General features: G+C 72.7%; 15 protein-coding genes. 3 read left to right on the top strand and 12 right to left on the bottom strand.

What is annotated here, in order from left to right; genetic code table 11:
- Positions 1-2: 2 nt before the first annotated feature.
- The 5 genes from DSM112329_RS22290 to DSM112329_RS22270 are packed head-to-tail and all read right to left on the bottom strand — an operon-like array spanning position 3 to position 4,145.
- Positions 3-1,214 (bottom strand): beta-ketoacyl-[acyl-carrier-protein] synthase family protein, encoded by a 1,212-nt coding sequence (locus DSM112329_RS22290; protein ID WP_354698757.1) that lies wholly within the window; start codon positions 1,212-1,214, stop codon positions 3-5.
- Positions 1,215-1,220: 6 nt separating this feature from the next.
- On the bottom strand, positions 1,221-1,466 hold the full coding sequence (locus DSM112329_RS22285; RefSeq protein ID WP_354698756.1) for a phosphopantetheine-binding protein: 246 nt from the start codon (positions 1,464-1,466) through the stop codon (positions 1,221-1,223).
- 48 nt (positions 1,467-1,514) lie between these two features.
- Positions 1,515-2,264 (bottom strand): 3-oxoacyl-ACP reductase FabG, encoded by a 750-nt coding sequence (fabG, locus tag DSM112329_RS22280; protein ID WP_354698755.1) that lies wholly within the window; start codon positions 2,262-2,264, stop codon positions 1,515-1,517.
- Positions 2,264-3,313 (bottom strand): beta-ketoacyl-ACP synthase 3, encoded by a 1,050-nt coding sequence (locus DSM112329_RS22275; RefSeq protein ID WP_354698754.1) that lies wholly within the window; start codon positions 3,311-3,313, stop codon positions 2,264-2,266. The genes fabG and DSM112329_RS22275 overlap by 1 nt, the downstream gene beginning before the upstream one ends.
- Positions 3,306-4,145: an ACP S-malonyltransferase gene (locus DSM112329_RS22270; protein WP_354698753.1), complete on the bottom strand. Its 840-nt coding sequence runs from the start codon at positions 4,143-4,145 to the stop codon at positions 3,306-3,308. The genes DSM112329_RS22275 and DSM112329_RS22270 overlap by 8 nt, the downstream gene beginning before the upstream one ends.
- A 177-nt stretch (positions 4,146-4,322) precedes the next feature.
- Between DSM112329_RS22270 and DSM112329_RS22265 the strand changes: the two genes are divergently transcribed.
- Both DSM112329_RS22265 and DSM112329_RS22260 read left to right on the top strand, forming a co-directional pair.
- Positions 4,323-6,554, top strand: coding sequence for a DUF6351 family protein (locus DSM112329_RS22265; protein WP_354698752.1), 2,232 nt, complete (start codon positions 4,323-4,325; stop codon positions 6,552-6,554).
- Positions 6,555-6,663: 109 nt separating this feature from the next.
- Entirely contained in the window at positions 6,664-7,593 is a 930-nt protein-coding gene (locus tag DSM112329_RS22260) for a DUF1731 domain-containing protein (protein ID WP_354698751.1), read from the top strand.
- On the opposite strand, the gene DSM112329_RS22255 is transcribed toward DSM112329_RS22260, so the two are convergent.
- Positions 7,594-8,793, bottom strand: a complete 1,200-nt coding sequence (locus DSM112329_RS22255; RefSeq protein WP_354698750.1) for an acyl-CoA desaturase — start codon at positions 8,791-8,793, stop codon at positions 7,594-7,596.
- 9 nt (positions 8,794-8,802) lie between these two features.
- Entirely contained in the window at positions 8,803-9,903 is a 1,101-nt protein-coding gene (locus DSM112329_RS22250) for a ferredoxin reductase (protein ID WP_354698749.1), read from the bottom strand.
- A 118-nt stretch (positions 9,904-10,021) separates the two neighbouring features.
- On the opposite strand from DSM112329_RS22250, the gene DSM112329_RS22245 reads away from it, so the two are divergent.
- A complete protein-coding gene (locus DSM112329_RS22245) occupies positions 10,022-12,517 on the top strand; it encodes a DUF11 domain-containing protein (RefSeq protein ID WP_354698748.1) in 2,496 nt (831 codons plus the stop codon).
- A gap of 57 nt (positions 12,518-12,574) precedes the next feature.
- Here the strand turns inward: DSM112329_RS22245 and DSM112329_RS22240 are convergent, their stop codons facing one another.
- The 5 genes from DSM112329_RS22240 to DSM112329_RS22220 form a co-directional block, all read right to left on the bottom strand.
- Positions 12,575-13,225, bottom strand: coding sequence for a response regulator transcription factor (locus DSM112329_RS22240; protein ID WP_354698747.1), 651 nt, complete (start codon positions 13,223-13,225; stop codon positions 12,575-12,577).
- Positions 13,218-14,360, bottom strand: a complete 1,143-nt coding sequence (locus DSM112329_RS22235; protein ID WP_354698746.1) for a histidine kinase — start codon at positions 14,358-14,360, stop codon at positions 13,218-13,220. Before DSM112329_RS22235 ends, DSM112329_RS22240 begins: the two co-directional genes overlap by 8 nt.
- 225 nt (positions 14,361-14,585) lie before the next feature.
- Complete coding sequence (locus DSM112329_RS22230; RefSeq protein WP_354698745.1) at positions 14,586-14,945, bottom strand: Rieske (2Fe-2S) protein; 360 nt, start codon at positions 14,943-14,945, stop codon at positions 14,586-14,588.
- Between the two features lie 43 nt (positions 14,946-14,988).
- Positions 14,989-15,921, bottom strand: a complete 933-nt coding sequence (locus tag DSM112329_RS22225; protein ID WP_354698744.1) for a VOC family protein — start codon at positions 15,919-15,921, stop codon at positions 14,989-14,991.
- Between the two features lie 82 nt (positions 15,922-16,003).
- A complete protein-coding gene (locus DSM112329_RS22220) occupies positions 16,004-17,167 on the bottom strand; it encodes a GAF domain-containing sensor histidine kinase (RefSeq protein WP_354698743.1) in 1,164 nt (387 codons plus the stop codon).
- Between the last annotated feature and the right edge of the window lie 58 nt (positions 17,168-17,225).

Here is a 17,225-nt window from a genome sequence, read left to right as displayed (position 1 = left end):
TCCTAGGCTGCTTCGGCTGCTTCGAGGACGAGGACGGCGTTGTGGCCGCCGAACCCGAACGAGGTCGAGATCGCACGGGCCTGACGACCGTCGGGGACGGACATCGCCTTGGCCTGACCGGGGACGTAGTCCAGGTCCAGGCCCTCGCCCGGGGTCTCGAGCCCGAGCGTCGGCGGCGCCACGCGGTCGCGCAGCGCGAGGACGGTGGCGACCGCCTCCACGGCGCCGGCCGCGCCGAGCAGGTGCCCGATCGCGGACTTCGTCGAGGAGATCGGGATCTTCGCGGCGTGCTCGCCGAGGGACGCCTTCAGGGCCGCCGTCTCGGCGGCGTCGTTCAGCGGCGTCGACGTCCCGTGCGCGTTGACGTAGTCGATGGCGTCGGCCGAGAAGCCGGCGTCGGCCAGCGCGATCGTGATCGCGGCGGACGCGCGCTTGCCGTCGGACCGCGGCGCGGTCAGGTGGTGCGCGTCGGAGGTGGTGCCGTAGCCGGACAGCGTCCCCAGGATCCGGGCGCCGCGGGCGCGGGCGACATCCCCGGCCTCCAGGACCAGGACGCCGGCGCCCTCGCCCATCACGAAGCCGTCGCGGTCGGCGTCGAACGGGCGGCTGATGCCGAGCGTCGAGAGCGCGTCGAGCGCCCCGAACGCGGCTCGGGTCAGCGGGTGGAGCGCGGCCTCGCTGCCGCCGGCGACGATGACGTCCGCCTCGCCGTGCTGGATCGCGCGCAGGGCGACGCCGATCGCGTTCGTCCCGGCCGCACACGCGGACATGACGCCGAAGGACGGACCCTCGAGGTCGTGCTTCATGGAGATCGCGGCGGCGCCGGCGTTCCCCATCATCAGCGGGACGGCGAGCGGGCTGACGGCGCTGCCGCCGAGCAGCTCCTTGTAGTTGCCGAGCAGCGTGTCGATCCCGCCGATCCCGGTGCCGATGATGGCGCCGGCACGATCGGGCGCGACGGGGAGCCCTCCGGCATCCGCGCCCCAACCGGCCTCGGCGATCGCCTCGGCTGCTGCCACGAGGGCGAGCTGCGTGAAGCGGTCGCTGCGGCGCGACTCCTTGCGGGAGAAGTGGTCGGCCTGATCGTACTCCGCGCACGGCGCCTCACCGTCCACGATCCCGCAGACGCCCGCGGTCCAGCGCTCGTGGAGGGTGCGGGCACCGACGCCCAGGGGCGTCACCGCCCCGACCCCGGTGATGACGACGTCACGCATCAGGGCTCAGCCCTTGGAGACGATGAGCGCGACGATGTCGCCAACCGTCTTGATCTTGGAGACGTCGCTGCTCTTCATGGACACGCCGTACTCGTCGTCGACGATCTGCGAGAGCTCCGCCAGGTCGAGGGAGTCGATGTCGAGCGTCGTGAGCTCGGTTGCGGGCGCGACCTCGGACGGCTCGGCGCCGAAGGAGATGAGTGCGTCGACGACCGTCTTCTCGACGGCTTCGGTGGTGATGGTGCTGGGCATGTGGTGGTGCTCCTTGGTTGTTCGGTGTCTGGCGGGAAGGGGGTGCGGCTAAGCGCTGAGGCCGCCGTCGACGGTCAGGACGGACCCGGTGACGTAGGCGGCGGCGTCGGAGGCGAGGAACGCGATGCACGCGGCGACCTCGTCGGGGGTGCCGGGGCGGCGGGCGGGGATCGCGCCGAGCTGGCCCTCGGGGATGTCGGTCGTCATGTCGGTGGCGATGAAGCCGGGGGCGACGGCGTTGACGGTGACGCCGCGGCGGGCGACCTCGGCGGCGATCGTCTTCGTCAGGCCGACGAGGCCGGCCTTCGACGCCGCGTAGTTGGACTGCCCGGCATTGGCGTTCAGTCCGACGACGGACGCGACGTTGACGACGCGGCCGTAGCGGGCTCGGACCATCGGCCCGAGGGCCCGCCGCGTGAGCCGGAACGCGCCGCCGAGGTTCGTGGCGATCACGCGGTCGAAGGCGTCGTCGTCGAGCTGCATCGCGAGGCCGTCGTCGGTGATGCCGGCGTTGTTGATCAGGGCGAGGACGGTGCCGAGCTCCGCTTCGACGGCGCTCAGGATCGCGTCCGGCGCGGCAGGGTCGGCCACGTCGCCGCTGACGGCGAAGGCGCGGCCGCCGGCCTCCGTGATCGCGTCGACGGTCGCCTGGGCGCCGGCCGCGTCCCGGCCGTAGTGGACGCCGACGGCCCAGCCGTCGGCCGCGAGGGCGATCGCCGTCGCGGCGCCGATGCCCTTGGAGGCACCGGTCACGAGGGCACACCCCTCCGGGCGCTCGGTCGGGAAGGCACGGGCCATCAGGCGTGGCCTCCGGCCGTGGTGCTGCCCGGGCCGGTCCAGGTCAGGATGCAGGAGCCCCAGGTGAGGCCGGCGCCGAACGCTCCGCAGAGGACGCGGTCCCCGTGGTTCAGCTGCCCCGCGCGGCGGGCGTGCTGCAGCGCCATCGGGATCGACGCGGCGCTGACGTTGCCGATCTCCCCGATCGCGTTGACGACCTTGGCCGGGTCCAGGCCGAGGCGGTCCCCGACCGAGGTCAGGATCCGCGCGTTGGCCTGGTGGAAGACGAAGAGGTCGATGTCGTCGAGCGTCAGGCCGCTCGCGGCGCAGGCGTCGAGCGCGCCCTGGGACATCCGGGACACCGCCGCGCCGAACGTCGAGTGGCCGTCCATGACGATCACCGGGTTCTCGCGGCGGGCGATGATGTACTCGGCGTTGCTGCCGTCGCTGCCCATGACCGCGAGGTCGATGCCGGCGCCTCCGAGTGCGCTCGCGGTCAGGACCGCGGCGCCTGCCCCGTCCCCGAAGATCGGCGCCGTGCCCTTGTCCTCCGGGTTCAGGAAGCGCGAGAGGACCTCGACGCCGATCAGGACGATCGTGTCGTGGCGGCCGCTCTCGATCAGCGCGCTGCCGGTGTCCAGGCCGGTGACGAACCCGGAGCACGCGGCGCCGAGGTCGTAGGCGGGGATCTGGCCGCAGCCCATCAGGTGCGCGATCTCGGGCGCGGTGCCGGGGATGGCGTGGTCGGCGGTGCAGGTCGCGGCGATCAGCAGGTCGACGTCGGCGGCGGCGATGCCGGCGTCCGCGAGCGCGGCGAGGCCGGCCTCGGCGCCGAGCGTCGCGGTCGACTCGCCCGGACGGGCGTGGCGGCGCTGGCGGATGCCGGTGCGGCGCTCGATCCAGTCGTCGCCGACGCCCACGCGGGTGGCGATCGGGGCGTTCTCGACGATCGTGGGCGGCAGCGCCGTCCCGAGACCCGCGACGGACGCGGTGCGCAGCTCGGTGGCGCGGGCGCCGTTGGTGCGGGTGGGGGCGGGGGCGACCGGCGTCGCCGCGTCCTGCTCAAGCATTGGCGGCCACCGCGATCGTGCGCTTGACGGTGCCGGCGAGGATCTGCGCGGGCCCCGCGTCGACGAAGTCGGTGACCCCGGCGTCCTGCAGGGCGAGCAGCGTCTGGCGCCAGAGCACGGGCGAGGTCAGCGCTGCGGCGAGCTCGGCCCGGACGTCGGCGAACGGCTTGGCGCTCGCGCAGGAGAAGACCGGGACCCGCGCCTCGTGCAGCTCGATGTCGGCGAGCGCGGCCGCGAAGCCGTCGGCGGCGGACGCCATGGCGGGGGAGTGGAACGCACCGGCGACGTCCAGGCGCATGACGCGGATGCCGACCTCCTTCGCGGCCGCCTGCGCTTCCTCGAGCTTCGCGCGGGAGCCCGAGAGCACGAGCTGCCCGGGGGCGTTGTCGTTGGCGACCGTCACGCCGTGCGCGCCGGCGATCTCGTGGGCCTGCTCGGCGGTGCCCTTCAGCAGCGCGAACATGGTGCCGTCGCCCTGGTCGGCCGCGGACTGGGCCATCAGCCGGCCGCGCTCGACGACCAGCCGCAGTCCGTCGTCGAGGGTGAAGACCCCGGCCGCGGTGAGCGCGCTGATCTCGCCGAGCGAGTGGCCGGCGTAGATCGCGTCGCCGTCGACGCCGTCGTGGGCCGCCGCGGCGAGCGACGCGCAGAAGATCGCCGGCTGGGCGAAGCGCGTGTCCTCACCGGCACGGGCGAACGCGTCGTCGCCGACCAGCTCCAGGCAGCGGGCGTGCAGCTCGGGAGCGGCCCGAGCGACCGTGTCGCCCATCCCCTCGACGTGGCTCCCCTGGCCGGGGAACAGCACAGCGGTGCGCGTGGCAGCATCGTTCACCCTTCGCACCCTCCGCTTCCTCCGGCGCCGCCGCGAGGGCCACCCCCCGAGCGGGGGGCGCTGGGCGACGGGTGGGGGGTAGGCGGTTGCCGGCGGCCTCGTCCGCATGGTCATTCCCAGCGAACGCTGTCGTTCGTATAGCCTGCGACCATGTTTCCGGGGTCATGGAGGGCGACGGTGTCAGCGGTGCTCGTGGGGGTCGCGACGGCAGGGACCGCGGCCGCCGAGGCCGCGAAGAAGGCACCGGCGGCGCCGGTGATCTCCGTCCTGTCGAACCGCGCCGACCTGCTGTCCGGTGGAGACGCGCTCGTCCGCGTCGACCTGCCGTCGCGGGCACGCGGGAAGACGGTCCGCGTCGCCGTCGGCAAGCGCAGCGTGACGCGGGCACTGCGGCGCTCCGGTCTGCGGCTCGAGGGCCTGATCACCGGGCTCAAGGTCGGGAAGAGCACCCTCCGGGTCCGCCTCCCCGACGGCTCGGGGGCGCGCCTGACCCTGACGAACCACCCGCAGGGCGGCCCGGTCTTCGCCGGCCCGCAGCCGCAGCCCAGGGCCTGTCAGAAGACGGCGGTCGACGCGCAGTGCAACCAGCCGGCGACGTTCACGTTCGTGTACCGGTCGACCGACCCCACGAAGAAGGGCCTGCAGCCGTACGACCCGGGTAGGCCGGCGAAGGACGTGGCGCGGACGAAGAGCGACACGGGCGGCAGTGTCCCGTTCGTCGTGCGCGTCGAGACCGGCTACCAGGACCGTGATCAGTACCGGATCGCGACGCTCTTCGACCCGGCGAAGCCCTGGACGGCCGCCGACCCGCAGCCGCAGTTCAACCGCAAGCTGCTGATCACCCACGGCGCGAGCTGCGACGTCGACTACGCGACCGGCAACGCGCCGAGCGTGCTCAGCTACAACCCGGCCGACCTGCTGGGCCTGCCGGTCGCCGTCCCCGAGGGGATCCTGGCCGACAGCGTCCAGTATGCGCTCGGCCGCGGCTTCGTCGTCATGTCGACCGCGCTGAACAACAGCGGCCACAACTGCGACGTCACGACCCAGGCCGAGTCGCTCATGATGGCCAAGGAGCACGTGATCGAGGCCTACGGGCAGCTGCGCTACACGATCGGCACCGGCTGCTCGGGCGGGTCGCTCGCGGTGCAGTGGATCTCGAACGCCTACCCCGGGATCTACCAGGGGATCCTGCCGACGTGCTCGTTCCCGGACACCTGGTCGAGCGCGACGCAGGTGATGGACTACCACCTGCTGCGTGCGTACTTCGAGAACCCGGGCCGGTGGAGCCCCGGGGTCGCGTGGCTGCCGACGCAGTTCGCCACGGTCGAGGGCAACCTGCTGCCCGTGAACGCGATCGTGAGCGACATCGGGTTCTTCAACGCGATCGTCCCGACGCACGAGTGCGGCGGGATCTCCGATCGACAGCGCTACCACCCCGACACGAACCCCGGCGGCGTGCGCTGCTCGGTGTCGGACCTCGCCATCAACGTCTTCGGCCCGCGCGACCAGTCGGTGTGGACGAAGAACGAGCGGGCCCTGGGACGCGGCTTCGCAGGGATCGCGGTCGACAACGTCGGCGTGCAGTACGGCCTGAAGGCGCTGGCTGCCGGGGAGATCACCCCGGGGCAGTTCGCCGACCTGAACGCGCGCATCGGCGGGCTGGACATCGACATCACCCCGACGGCGGCGCGGATCACCGCCGACCGGCCGGCGCTGGCGCGCGCCTACCGCAGCGGCATGATCAACTCGGCGAACAACCTGGACCAGACGGCGATCATCGACTGCCGCGGGCCGGACCCGGGCGCCGCGCACGACTCCTACCGCGCCTACGCCGTCCGCGCGCGCCTCGATCGCGAGCACGGCTCCCACGCGAACCAGCTGATCTGGGAGGGGGCGGCCCCGCTGGTCGGGGACACGCAGTGCGCGCAGCTCAGCCTGATCGCCATGGACCGCTGGCTCGCCGCGGTCGAGAAGGACACGAGCAGCGGGTCGGTCGCGCAGAAGCTCGTGCGGTCCAAGCCCGCCGACCTGGGGGACAAGTGCTTCAGCGGCGTCGGGCCGAAGCTCCGCGACGGCCGCTGCGGCGAGCTCGTCGTCCCCATCTACGGCACCCCGCGGACCGCGGCGGGGGACGCGATCACGACCGACGCGAACAAGTGCCGGCTCCGGCCGCTGGACCGCAGCGCCTACGGCGTGAGCTTCACCGACGCGCAGTGGGCGCAGCTGCAGGCGGCGTTCCCGGGCGGGGTCTGCGACTTCAGGCAGCCCGGCGTGGACCAGCAGGGCACGGTCCCGTGGCTGCGCTACGGGGACGCGAAGGGCCGCGTGATCTACGGCGGCGTGCCGATGTCCCGGGCCCCGCGATCGGTTGCGCTCCCGCGCTCGGCCAAGGCGACAAGGAAGAAGTGACCCACTGCCGATGAACAGCCTTTTCCCGGAGCGGGCTGCGGGGAAGAGGCTGTTGATCCCCGCGCGCCGGTGAGGGAGCCCGGTCGGCGGCCGCGGTAGCGTCTCGGGGATGGACAAAGAGCGTGTCGTCATCGCCGGAGGCAGCGGGTTCCTGGGGGTGTCGCTCGCCCACGTGCTTGCCGCCGCCGGCCGGGACGTGGTGATCCTGTCCCGGACCCCGCCGCCCGTCAGCGGCCCGTGGCGCCACGCCCGCTGGGACGGCCGCACGCCGGGCGACTGGACCCGCGAGCTCGACGGCGCCGCCGGCCTCGTGAACCTCGCAGGCAGGACCGTCGACTGCATCAAGACCCCCGACCACCGCGACGAGATCCTGCGCTCCCGGGTGGAGTCGACGACGGTGCTCGGCAACGCAGTGAGGACCGTCGACGTGCCGCCGCCCGTCTGGGTCCAGATGAGCACGGCGCACATCTACGGGGACCCGCCGCAGGTGGTCTGCACCGAGTCCTCGGCGTACGGCGAAGGGCTCGCGCCGTTCGTCGCCAAGGCGTGGGAGGCGGCGTTCGCCGCCGCGGTGCTCCCGGGCCAGCGCGGCGTCGTCCTCAGGACGGGCTTCGTCGTCGGCCGCGACCGCGGTGCCGGCGGCGGCGCGCTGAGCCGGCTGCGGACGCTCGTCCGCCTCGGCCTCGGCGGGACCGTGGGCGGCGGGACGCAGGGCATGAGCTGGATCCACGAGGCCGACATGAACGCCCTCTTCACGCGCAGCCTGGATGAGGACGCGGTGGCCGGCACGTACGTCGCGTCCGGCCCGAACCCCGTCCCGCAGGCCGAGTTCATGCGCGCGCTCCGGACCGCGCTGGGCCGGCGGATCGGCTTGCCGGCGACGGCGACGATGGTCCGCGTCGGTGCCCCGCTGCTGATGCGGACCGACCCGGACCTCGCGCTCTACGGCCGCTACGTCGTCAGCGAGCGGCTGCGCGAGGAAGGGTTCACGTTCGCCTTCCCCGACCTCGCGCCGGCCCTCGCGGACCTCGTCAGCTGATCACGGGAACGCCGGGATCGGCCCGGCCACGGAGTGCACGACCGGGCCCGGCTTGTGGACCTCGGGCGGCGCGACGTACGGCGGCGACTTCGGCCGCGGCTCCCCGCCCGGGAACGCCAGGCGCAGGATCGTCCGCTGCACCATCAGCCACTGCTGCAGGAACGGCCCGGTGTTGTAGGGCAGCTCGTACTTCTCGCAGATCGCCTTGACCTTCGGGGCGATCTCCTTGTACCGCGAGGACGGCATGTCCGGGAACAGGTGGTGCTCTACCTGGTAGCTCAGGTTGCCGCTCATCAGGTGGAACGTGTCCGACCCGTCGATGTTCGCGGCGCCCAGGAGCTGGCGGATGTACCACGCGCCCTGGGACTCGTCGGCCGCCTCCTCCTCGGTGAAGGTGTAGGCCTGGTCGGGGAAGTGGCCGCAGAAGATGATCGCGTTGGACCACACGTTCCGCACGAGGTTCGCGGTGATGTTCGCGTACAGCGTCTTCTTGAAGCCCTTGCGGCCGGACAGCGCCGGGAACGCGATGTAGTCCTTGATGATCTGGCGGCCGCCCTTGTACGCGACGCCCTTGAGGTCCTCCTTGAGCGCACTGATCGGCTTCTCGCCCTTGCGGATCGCCTCGATGTCCATGTCGTGGAACGCGACGCCCCACTCGAACAGCAGCATCAGCAGGACGTTGACCACCGGCTGGGCCAGGAAGCGCGGCTCCCAGTCCTGCTTGGGGTCCACGCGCATGATCTCGTAGCCGACGTCCTTGTCCTTGCCGACGACGTTGGTGTACGTGTGGTGCAGGTAGTTGTGGGAGTGCTTCCACGACGCGGACGTCGAGGCGGTGTCCCAGTCCCAGGTCGAGGAGTGGATGTTCGGGTCGTTCATCCAGTCCCACTGGCCGTGCAGGACGTTGTGGCCGATCTCCATGTTCTCGAGGATCTTCGCGACGGACAGCCCGGTCGTCCCGAGCAGCCAGGCCGGCGGGTAGCGGGACGCCATCAGGACGATCCGCGACAGGGCGCCGAGGCGACGGTGGAACTGGATCAGCGAGCGGATGTACTCCGCGTCGCGATCGCCGAGGTCCGCGCGGACCTCGTCGTGAATGGCCTGGAAGGCGACGCCGATCTCATCGATCTGCTCCGGCGTGAGCCGGTGCAGCGGATGGTTCGGGTGGTCGCTGGTGTACGTGGCGTTGGCGGAAGGCATGGTGGTCCTCTACAGCTCGATCTCGATATGGCCTTCAGGTGCGTTGACGCAGGTGCGGATGGTCTGGCCCTGCTCTCCGTGGACTTCACCCGTGCGCAGGTCTCTGACCTGCCCGGAGTGCAGCTTGCCCACACAGGTGTGGCAGATCCCCAGTCGGCAGCCGTACGGCAGCAGTCCGCCGGCCTCCTCGCCGCCGACGAGGATCGACACGCCGACGTCGCACGACGCGTCGACGTCGGTGACGCGGAAGCGCACGGTCCCGCCGGAGCCGACCTCGGCGTCGCCCGTGCCGATGACCGGCTGGAAGCGCTCCATGTTCAGGCGCTCGGGGTCACCGGCGTCCTTCCAGTGCTCCTCGAACATGTCCATCATCTCGCGCGGGCCGGAGAGGAACGTGTCCCGCTCGGCCCAGTCGGGGACGACCTCCGCGAGCGACTCCGGCGTGATCCGCGGTACCTGGCCGGTGAGGTGCTCGTGCAGCGTGTAGCCGTCGTACTGGCCGTTCATGCGGCGCAGGTCCTTGCCGAAGATGACCGTCTCGGGCTCGCGCGCGCAGTGGATGTGGACGACGTCGGCCAAGCCGTCACGACGCTCGAGCTCGCGGATCATCGACCAGATCGGCGTGACCCCCGAGCCGGCGCTGATGAAGAGCGCCTTCTGCGGCAGCGGGTTCGGGAGGCGGAACTCGCCTTCGACCTCACCCAGGTAGACCATCGTCCCCGGCTGCACGCGGCGCGTGAACCACGGGGACATCAGCCCCTCGTCGACGTGCTTGACGGTGATCGAGACGAGGCCCTCGGGATGGTCCGGGTCGCTCGTGAGCGAGTAGGCGCGCCAGTGCCGGATCCCGTTGAGCTCCGCGCCGATGCGCAGGTACTGGCCGGGACGGTGCCCCGGCCAGGGGAACGACGGCTTCACGACGACCGTGGTCGCGTCCGCTGTCTCGGGCTTCAGGCGGACGATCGTCCCGGTCAGCTCACGGGCCGACCAGGCCGGGTTCAGCAGCCCCAGGTAGTCGTCGGGGACCAGCGGAAACGTCATCGCCCGTGCGGCGCGCATCACCTGCCGTCGCACCGCCGAGATGGTGGGTTCTGCCGCTTTCTCGACCATCATGCGACCCTAGCCGAAATCGAGCCGACCGTGACATCGGTTGATGTAAGGGTTCCGGCAGCCGGCGCGACCGCACACTGGGCGCGCTTTGCACTCGGAAAAACAGTAGTTTCAAAACATGCACGGATTTCGACTTTCCAGCGCGGCCGCGCTCGTCGTGTTCGCCTCCGTGCTGTTTGCCGCCGGGGCCCAAGCCGCGACGGTGACGCTGTCGCCCTACGGGTCGGGCGGCTATCGGTACAGGGTCGGTCCGCTGAACCACACCCCCGGATTCGAGGCCGTCGCCTTCGCCGACACCGGGTTCGCGAACGGTGCCGCCGGCTTCGGCAACCCCGGGGCGTCGTGCAGCCAACCCGTCGTGACCACCTGGCAGGGGAGCAACACGGACCTGCTCGTGCGCAAGCAGGTCGCCGTCCCGGCGCGTGTCGGCCGCGTGACCATCCGCGGCCGCGTCGACGACGCCGTGACCGTGTACTTCAACGGCGTCCAGGTGGGCTCCAACATCGACACCCGCCGCGCCTGCGCAACGGGCGGCACCGACTTCGAGTTCGTTGTCCCCGCCGCCGCAGTGACGGCGGGCGCAGCGAACCTCCTCGCCGTCCGCGCCCGTGACACCGGCGGCAACCAGTTCCTCGACGTGGAGGTCGTCGCCGACGAGCCGGCGGACCTCGCCATGACCGTCGCGTCCACCCCGGACCCCGTCCGCGCCGGCGATGCCCTCTCCGTGGCCTACACCGTGCGCAACAACGGCCCGGTGTCGTCCCCGTCCTCGACGTTCACCGCCCAGATCCCCGCGCAGACCACGCTCGCCGCGACGCCGAGCGGCTGCACGCTGAGCGGCCAGACGCTGACCTGCAGCGTCGGTGCCCTGGCCGCCGGCACCGCGGCCACGCGGACGATCGCCTACGCCGTGAACCCGACCGCGACGGGGACGGTCACGGCGACGGCGACCTCGGTGGCGAACGCCGCCATCGTGGACGACATCCCGGCCAACAACACGGGCACCACGAACTCCCGCGTCGAGGACAGCGCCGACCTGTCGCTCGCCAAGACCGTGGACACCCCGACCGCCGCCCCGGGTGCGACGCGCACCTACACGCTGACCGCGCGCAACGACGGACCGGCGGACGCCCGCACCATCACGGTGACCGACGCGCTGCCCTCCGGCGTGACGTTCGCCGGGGCGAACTCCGGCTGCACCTTGGCCGGCACCACCGTCACCTGCACGGCCGACGGCCTCGACAGCGGGCAGGCGCGGACCTTCACGATCACGGTCACCGTCGACGCGGTCGCCACGCCCGTCGCGCACCAGCACGATCTGGCCGTCGACAAGATCGACCAGGACGTCGCGCTCGATCCGGGGCAGACGGTCACCGCAGCGCTCGCCTGCCCCGGCGGCGGGCTGCTGGTGGACACCTCGTTCGGCGTGGTGAGCGTCGACCAGGGCACGGGAAGCGCCGCGGACGTCGACCTCGTCCGCTTCGTCTCGACGTCCACGGGAGCCGCGACCGCCACCATCGCGAACCGGGCGACCGGCCGCGCTCAGGGCAAGCTCTCCGGTCTCTGCCTCCCTGCGCGCACCGGCGATGCCGCCGGGCACTCGCATGCGCTGTCGCTCGGTGGCCTCGGAACGGCCACGGTGCCCGCGGGCACCGGCCGCCAGACGGCGTCGCTGACCTGCGCGCCTGGCAGCAGCGTCGCCTCACCGGGCATCGACGTGGTCGGCGGCCGCGCAGTTCTCGTCGGCTCCGAGCGCACTGGGAGCGGGCGCGCGTTCACCGTCGACGTGCTCGACGCGGGGGCCACGGTCACGGTGTCCGGGCGCTGCCTGGACCTGCGCACCGGCACGGCCGCCGGTCACGCCCACGACCTCGTCATCGACGAGATCGGGCGGACGGTCTCCGTGCCCGCGGGCGCCACCGTCACCGAGTCGCTCGTCTGTGCCGACGACGCGAAGGGCGCCGTCGCGTCGTTCCTCGCGCCCGCCGGGATCATCGCGCTCGGCAACCAGCCGCAGCCGAAGAGCCGCGTCTTCACGCTGCAGAACGGGACCGGCGGGTCGCTCGACGTCCGCCTCGGGCTGACGTGCGTGAACGTGCGCACGAGCGACCCGGTCGTCGCCCGTCGGATCGTCAACACCGCGACGCTGGCCAACATCGCCCCGATCCGTGACCCGGACAGCGCCGACCGGACAGCCTCCGCCACGCTCCTCGTGGTGGCCGGCGATCCGGAGCCGGCGGCGAATCCGTCGCCGGCCGCGCCGCCGGTCACCACGCCCGCTGCGCCGCGGAGCGCGCGGGCGACGATCGCGCGGTCGGCCGTGCTGACCGTCAGCGGCAACCGCTCGGCCGTGAAGCTGCCCGTCGTCTGCTCGTCCGCCTGCAGCGGCACCGTCACCCTGGTCGCGGCGCGGACTGCTGCTGGGCTGCGTGCAGGGACGGTCATCGGCACCGCGCGCTTTGCCGGCGGGGCCGGCCGGCGCACGGTCCGCGTCGCGCTGCGCCCGCAGGCCGTCAGGGCAGCGCGTCGTGGCCGCCTGGGCCAGGTGCGCGCCGTGGTCCGGCAGCAGGGGCTCGCCCAGGCGCGCGGCCAGCTCGTCAGGCTCGGCCGCTGAGCTGCCGCTGACGTGGCGCTGCGGCCGCGGCTGCGGCGCGCAGCGGGCGGGCCGGACTCAGCCGAGCAGCCCGATGCGCTGCGCGCGGCTCACGGCTTCGGCCCGGTTGCGGACCTCGAGCTTGCGGTAGAGCGCGCTCGTGTGCTCCTTGACCGTGTGCGGCGAGAGGTGCAGCGACGCCGCGATCTCGCGGTTCGTCGCACCGCCCGCCATCAGGTCCAGGACCTGCTGCTCGCGGTCGGTCAGACGGGTCCCCGTCGGCTCGGTCCGGGGCGGGAAGACCGTCATCCCGAGTCCCACCATCCGGACGGCACGAGCGATGTCGGCTGCCGGCCAGTCCTTCGATACGAAGCCCGCCGCGCCCGCGGCCCGCGCGGCGTTCGGGGAGATGTGCCCGGCGCCGGAGATCAGCAGGACGTGGGTCCGGGGGGACAGCGACTTCAGCCGCTCGCAGATCTCGGGGCCGGACTCGGCGCCGACGAACAGGTCGACGAGCGCGACGTGCGGCGCGTAGCGCGTCGTCAGGGCGAGGGCCTCGGCCTCGTTGCGCGCGCTCAGGCAGCGCTGCACCCACGGCTGCTGCCCGAGCATGACGCGGAAGCCCCAGTGGACGACGTCGTGGTCATCGACGATCAGGACGCGCAGCGCGCGCGGGTCGTCGGTCAGGTCGGGTGCGTCGGGGAGGACCGGCGCGGACGAGTCAGACATCGCGCGGCACCACCAGTCGGACGACCCAGCGGCCGCCGTCGCGGCCGCCGAACTCGACGACCCCGCCCACCTGCAGCGCCTCGAACGCGGCGAGCCGCAGGCCCATGCCGGACACGCCCGCGGTCGGGGGCCGCTCGCTGGGCACGCCGTCGTTGGCGACCTCGAGCACGACCGCGTCGTCGTGCTCGGTCAGCTTGACCTCGATCCACGTGGCCTCGGCGTGCTTGCGCGCGTTGCGCGTCGCCTCGATCAGGACGGAGCGCGCGACCGCGGCGCTCGGCGGGTCCAGGCGGTCCATCGCGTCGGCGACGTCCTCCACGTGCAGCTCCGGCCCGCCGGCCTCAGCGTCCATCGCCCGCTTGAGGTGTCCGATCTCCTCGCGCAGCGACACGCCCGACGCCCGCGAGGAGCGACCGAGCGGCCGCTGGACGGCCGTGCGCAGGTCCGCCAGCGCCGCCTGGATCTCGCCGGCGCAGCGCTGCTGCGTCTCGGTGTCCAGCGCCTGCTCGGAGGAGAGGACGAGGTTCACGCCGAACAGCCGCTGCACGACGCTGTCGTGGATCTCGCGGGCGAGGTCGATTCGCTGCTCGAGCTGCTTGGAGCGCTCGACCTGGGCGGTCGCGATGCGGGCGATCGCGGCCAGTGCCGCGGTCTTGCCGAGCGTCCACAGCAGGTGCCGCTCGGCGCCGTCGAGCGGGCCGACGCTGCGCGGGCGGTCGGACAGGATGACGCCGACCCAGCGGCCTGCGGCGGCCATCGGGGTGCACACGAGGATCGTGTCGTCCATGAGGCCCTTGTACCGCTCGGGCAGCAGCGCCGCCGCCTCCTGCGGGACCTCGATGACGCGGTCCTCGACGAGCGCCTGGCGGGCGATCGGGGTCGTGTCCGGGTTGAACGGGAAGTCGCTGAACTGCGAGGCGTCGAGCGCGTGGACGCCTGCGGCGGTCACCCGGCGGATGGCGGCGTCGTAGCGAAACAGCACCGCGCGGTCCATCGAGGTGAGCAGGCAGAGCGCCTCGCAAAGGCGGTTGTAGAACGAGCCGGGAGCGTCATCGGACTCGACCTGGGCGAGCAGGTCGACGACGATCTCGATCGCGTCGATGTGCGGCGCCTGTGCGCCCGGCCGAGCCGTCATCCGCCGATCCTACGCGCGGCGACGGTCACGCGGTCGCGTCGCGCGGTGAGCGGCAGCGGAGCGGGGCCGGAGGGCACGCGCGGTGGACGGCGGTCATGGCAGCAGCCAACCACCGTCGCGCACGCGCGGGAAGTGGCCCGGTCGCCGTCACCCCCCGGTTGGGGCGGACCCGGCGGGTGTCCGGTGCAGGCGCGCCCGATGGGCGTCGCCGCCACGCCGGCCCGGTCAGACGAGCCAGATGGCGCCGTCCCGCACCTCGACCGCATAGGTCTTCAACGGTCGCGCACCGAGCGTGCCCTTCACGGCGCCGGCGATCGGCTTGAAGGCGCCCTGGGGGCCTCGCACCATCTTGCCGGTGGCGACGTCGAAGCGCGCGGCGTGCCAGGGGCACTCCAGGCAGCCGTCGTCGGTCACCTTGCCCTCGCCCAGCGACGCCAGCAGATGCCGGCACCGGTTGGAGACCGCGAACGGCGTCCCGGCGCTGAGCCCGACGGCCAGCTTGCCGTGATCGGTCTCGACGACGGTGACCTGCGAGTCGCCGAGGTCATCGACGGCAATGAGGCGGACAGGCGTGACGGTGCTCATTCGGGCCTCCCGAGTAGTGAGGCCCGACCATATCCGGCGGCGGTCAGGCCCGGGGCGCCCAATCGGCGCGCGGGTCCGGCAACGGCGTGAGCTGCGCCTCGATCTGCTCGCGCTCGGTCTCGAGCCACGGCGGCAGGATGATCCGGCGGCCGAGCTCCTCGACCGGGCCGTCGACCGTGAACCCCGGCGTGTCGGTGGCCAGCTCGTAGAGGATGCCGCCCGGCTCGCGGAAGTAGACCGAGTGGAAGTAGTGGCGGTCGATGATGCCGCTGCTCCCGAGCCCGACCTCGTCGAGGGTCTTCACCCAGCGCGGGGCGTCGGCGTCGGTCGTGCCCCAGGCGATGTGGTGGACGGTCCCCGCGCTCTGCCGCGCCGGCTCGGCCGGCGGCGGGTCGAAGGCGATCCAGCCGCCGCGCTCGTCCCCGCGGACCTCCCACGCGTCCTCGCCGCGCCGGGCGGCGCCCATCAGCTTCTCGAGGACGACGTCGCTGCCCTCCTGGTGGCCGCTGTACGCGCGCACGCCCTCGAAGCCCTGCAGTGCGTGGGCCGCGGGGATGTCGGGGTGGTCGGCGACGAGCGGTGCGTCCGGCACGTCGACGGCGACGAGTTCGTGCCCGAGTCCCTCGAAGTCGGTGAAGCGGACGCTCCCGTCGGCGGTGCGCTCGACGGCCGTGCCGGCCGCCGTCAGCCGCTCTGCCCAGAAGCCGAGGGCCTCCGGGGAGGCCACGCGCCAGACGATCCGGTGGACCATGCCCGCACCGGCCCGCCCCGGGATCGCGTGCGGGTACTCGAAGAAGGTGATGTCGGCGCCCGGGCTGGCCTGCTCGTCGCCGTAGAAGAGGTGGTAGACGGTCGGGTCGTCCTGGTTGACCGTCTTCGCCGTGAGCCGCAGGCCCAGCACGCCCGCGTAGAACTCGACGTTGCGCGCGGCGTCGCCCGTGATCGCGGTGATGTGGTGGATGCCCTGGAGCTGCACGGTGTGCCTTTCGTCCGAACGGCGGATAGTAGTTGCACGCGCAACTATACCTCAGGTCGGCGCCCGGGTCAATGCACCGGCGTCAGGCGCGATCCGCCGCCGCCGCGAGCGGCAGGATCAACGTGAACGTCGATCCCTCGTCCGGCTCGGACGTCGTGCTCAGGGTGCCTTCGTGCAGCGCGGCGATCGCCTGCGCCGTCGCCAGCCCGAGGCCGATGCCCTTGATGCCATGGGCCGTCGCGGTGCTGGCGCGGAAGAAGCGCTCGCCCAGCCGGGCCTGGTCGGCGGGCGTGACGCCGATCCCGCGGTCCTGGACCTCGATGACCGCGACCGTCGCCTCGCGTCGCAGGCGCACGTCGACCGGGCCCCCACGCGGCGAGTACTTCAGGGCGTTCTCGATCAGGTTCTGCAGGGCCTGGGCGACGCGGGCGGCGTCGACCTCGGCGGTGACGGGCTCGTCCGGGACCGCGAGCGCGATCCGGCCGCCGTCGGCGCCCGCGACGGTCGCAGCAGACCGGGCGCTGGAGCGCACCACGTCGGCGAGGTCGGCCGCGGCGAGGTCCACGGTGAGTGCGCCCGCCCGCTGGCGGGAGACCAGCAGGATGTCGTCGACCATCGACAACACGCGCTGCGCCTCGCGTTCGATGACCGCTCCCGTGTCGACGGGGTCCAGGTCGTCGTAGCCGGCGGCGAGGTCCTCGGCCAGGTTCCGGACGGCGATCAGCGGGGAGCGCAGGTCGTGGGAGACGGACGCGAGGAACTCGTTCTGCGCGCGCTGCGTGGCGTCCGTCTTCTGGATCTCCGCGATCTGGTCGCCGACGAGCCGCGCGAACATGCGCAGCAGCGCCGTGTCGCGCTCGGTCAGCTCGGGGTGCGCCTCGTGCGAGATGCAGCAGAACGAGCCGTACAGGCGGCCGTCGGGGAGCCGGATCGGGACGCCGACGTAGGCGCCGATGATCGCCGAGCCGGCGGTCTCGTTGAAGGCGTCGACGACCTCGGCGGCGTGCGTGTCCGCCATGACGCGCGGGAGGCGGCCGTCGACCATCCGCTGGCAGATCGTCGTCTCCAGCGGGTAGGCGGCGTCGAGGCTGATGCCGAACGGGCCGTTGTCCCCATCCATGGCCTGGACGTGCTGCGCCCCGTCGAGGAACTGGGTCACGTAGGCCAGCTTGAGCCCGGTGAGCTCGCGCGCGGCCTCCATCGCCCGGTGGATGAGCTCGTTCGTCTGGGTGTCGGTCGTCGGCACGCCTGGTCCAGGCTATCGACGGATCGCCGCAGACCTGGAGCGAGTAGGCGCGCTGGCG

Origin of the sequence: Paraconexibacter sp. AEG42_29, assembly GCF_040581415.1 — a bacterium.
Lineage (GTDB): Bacteria > Actinomycetota > Thermoleophilia > Solirubrobacterales > Solirubrobacteraceae > Paraconexibacter.
This window is presented reverse-complemented; position numbering and strand designations above follow the sequence as displayed.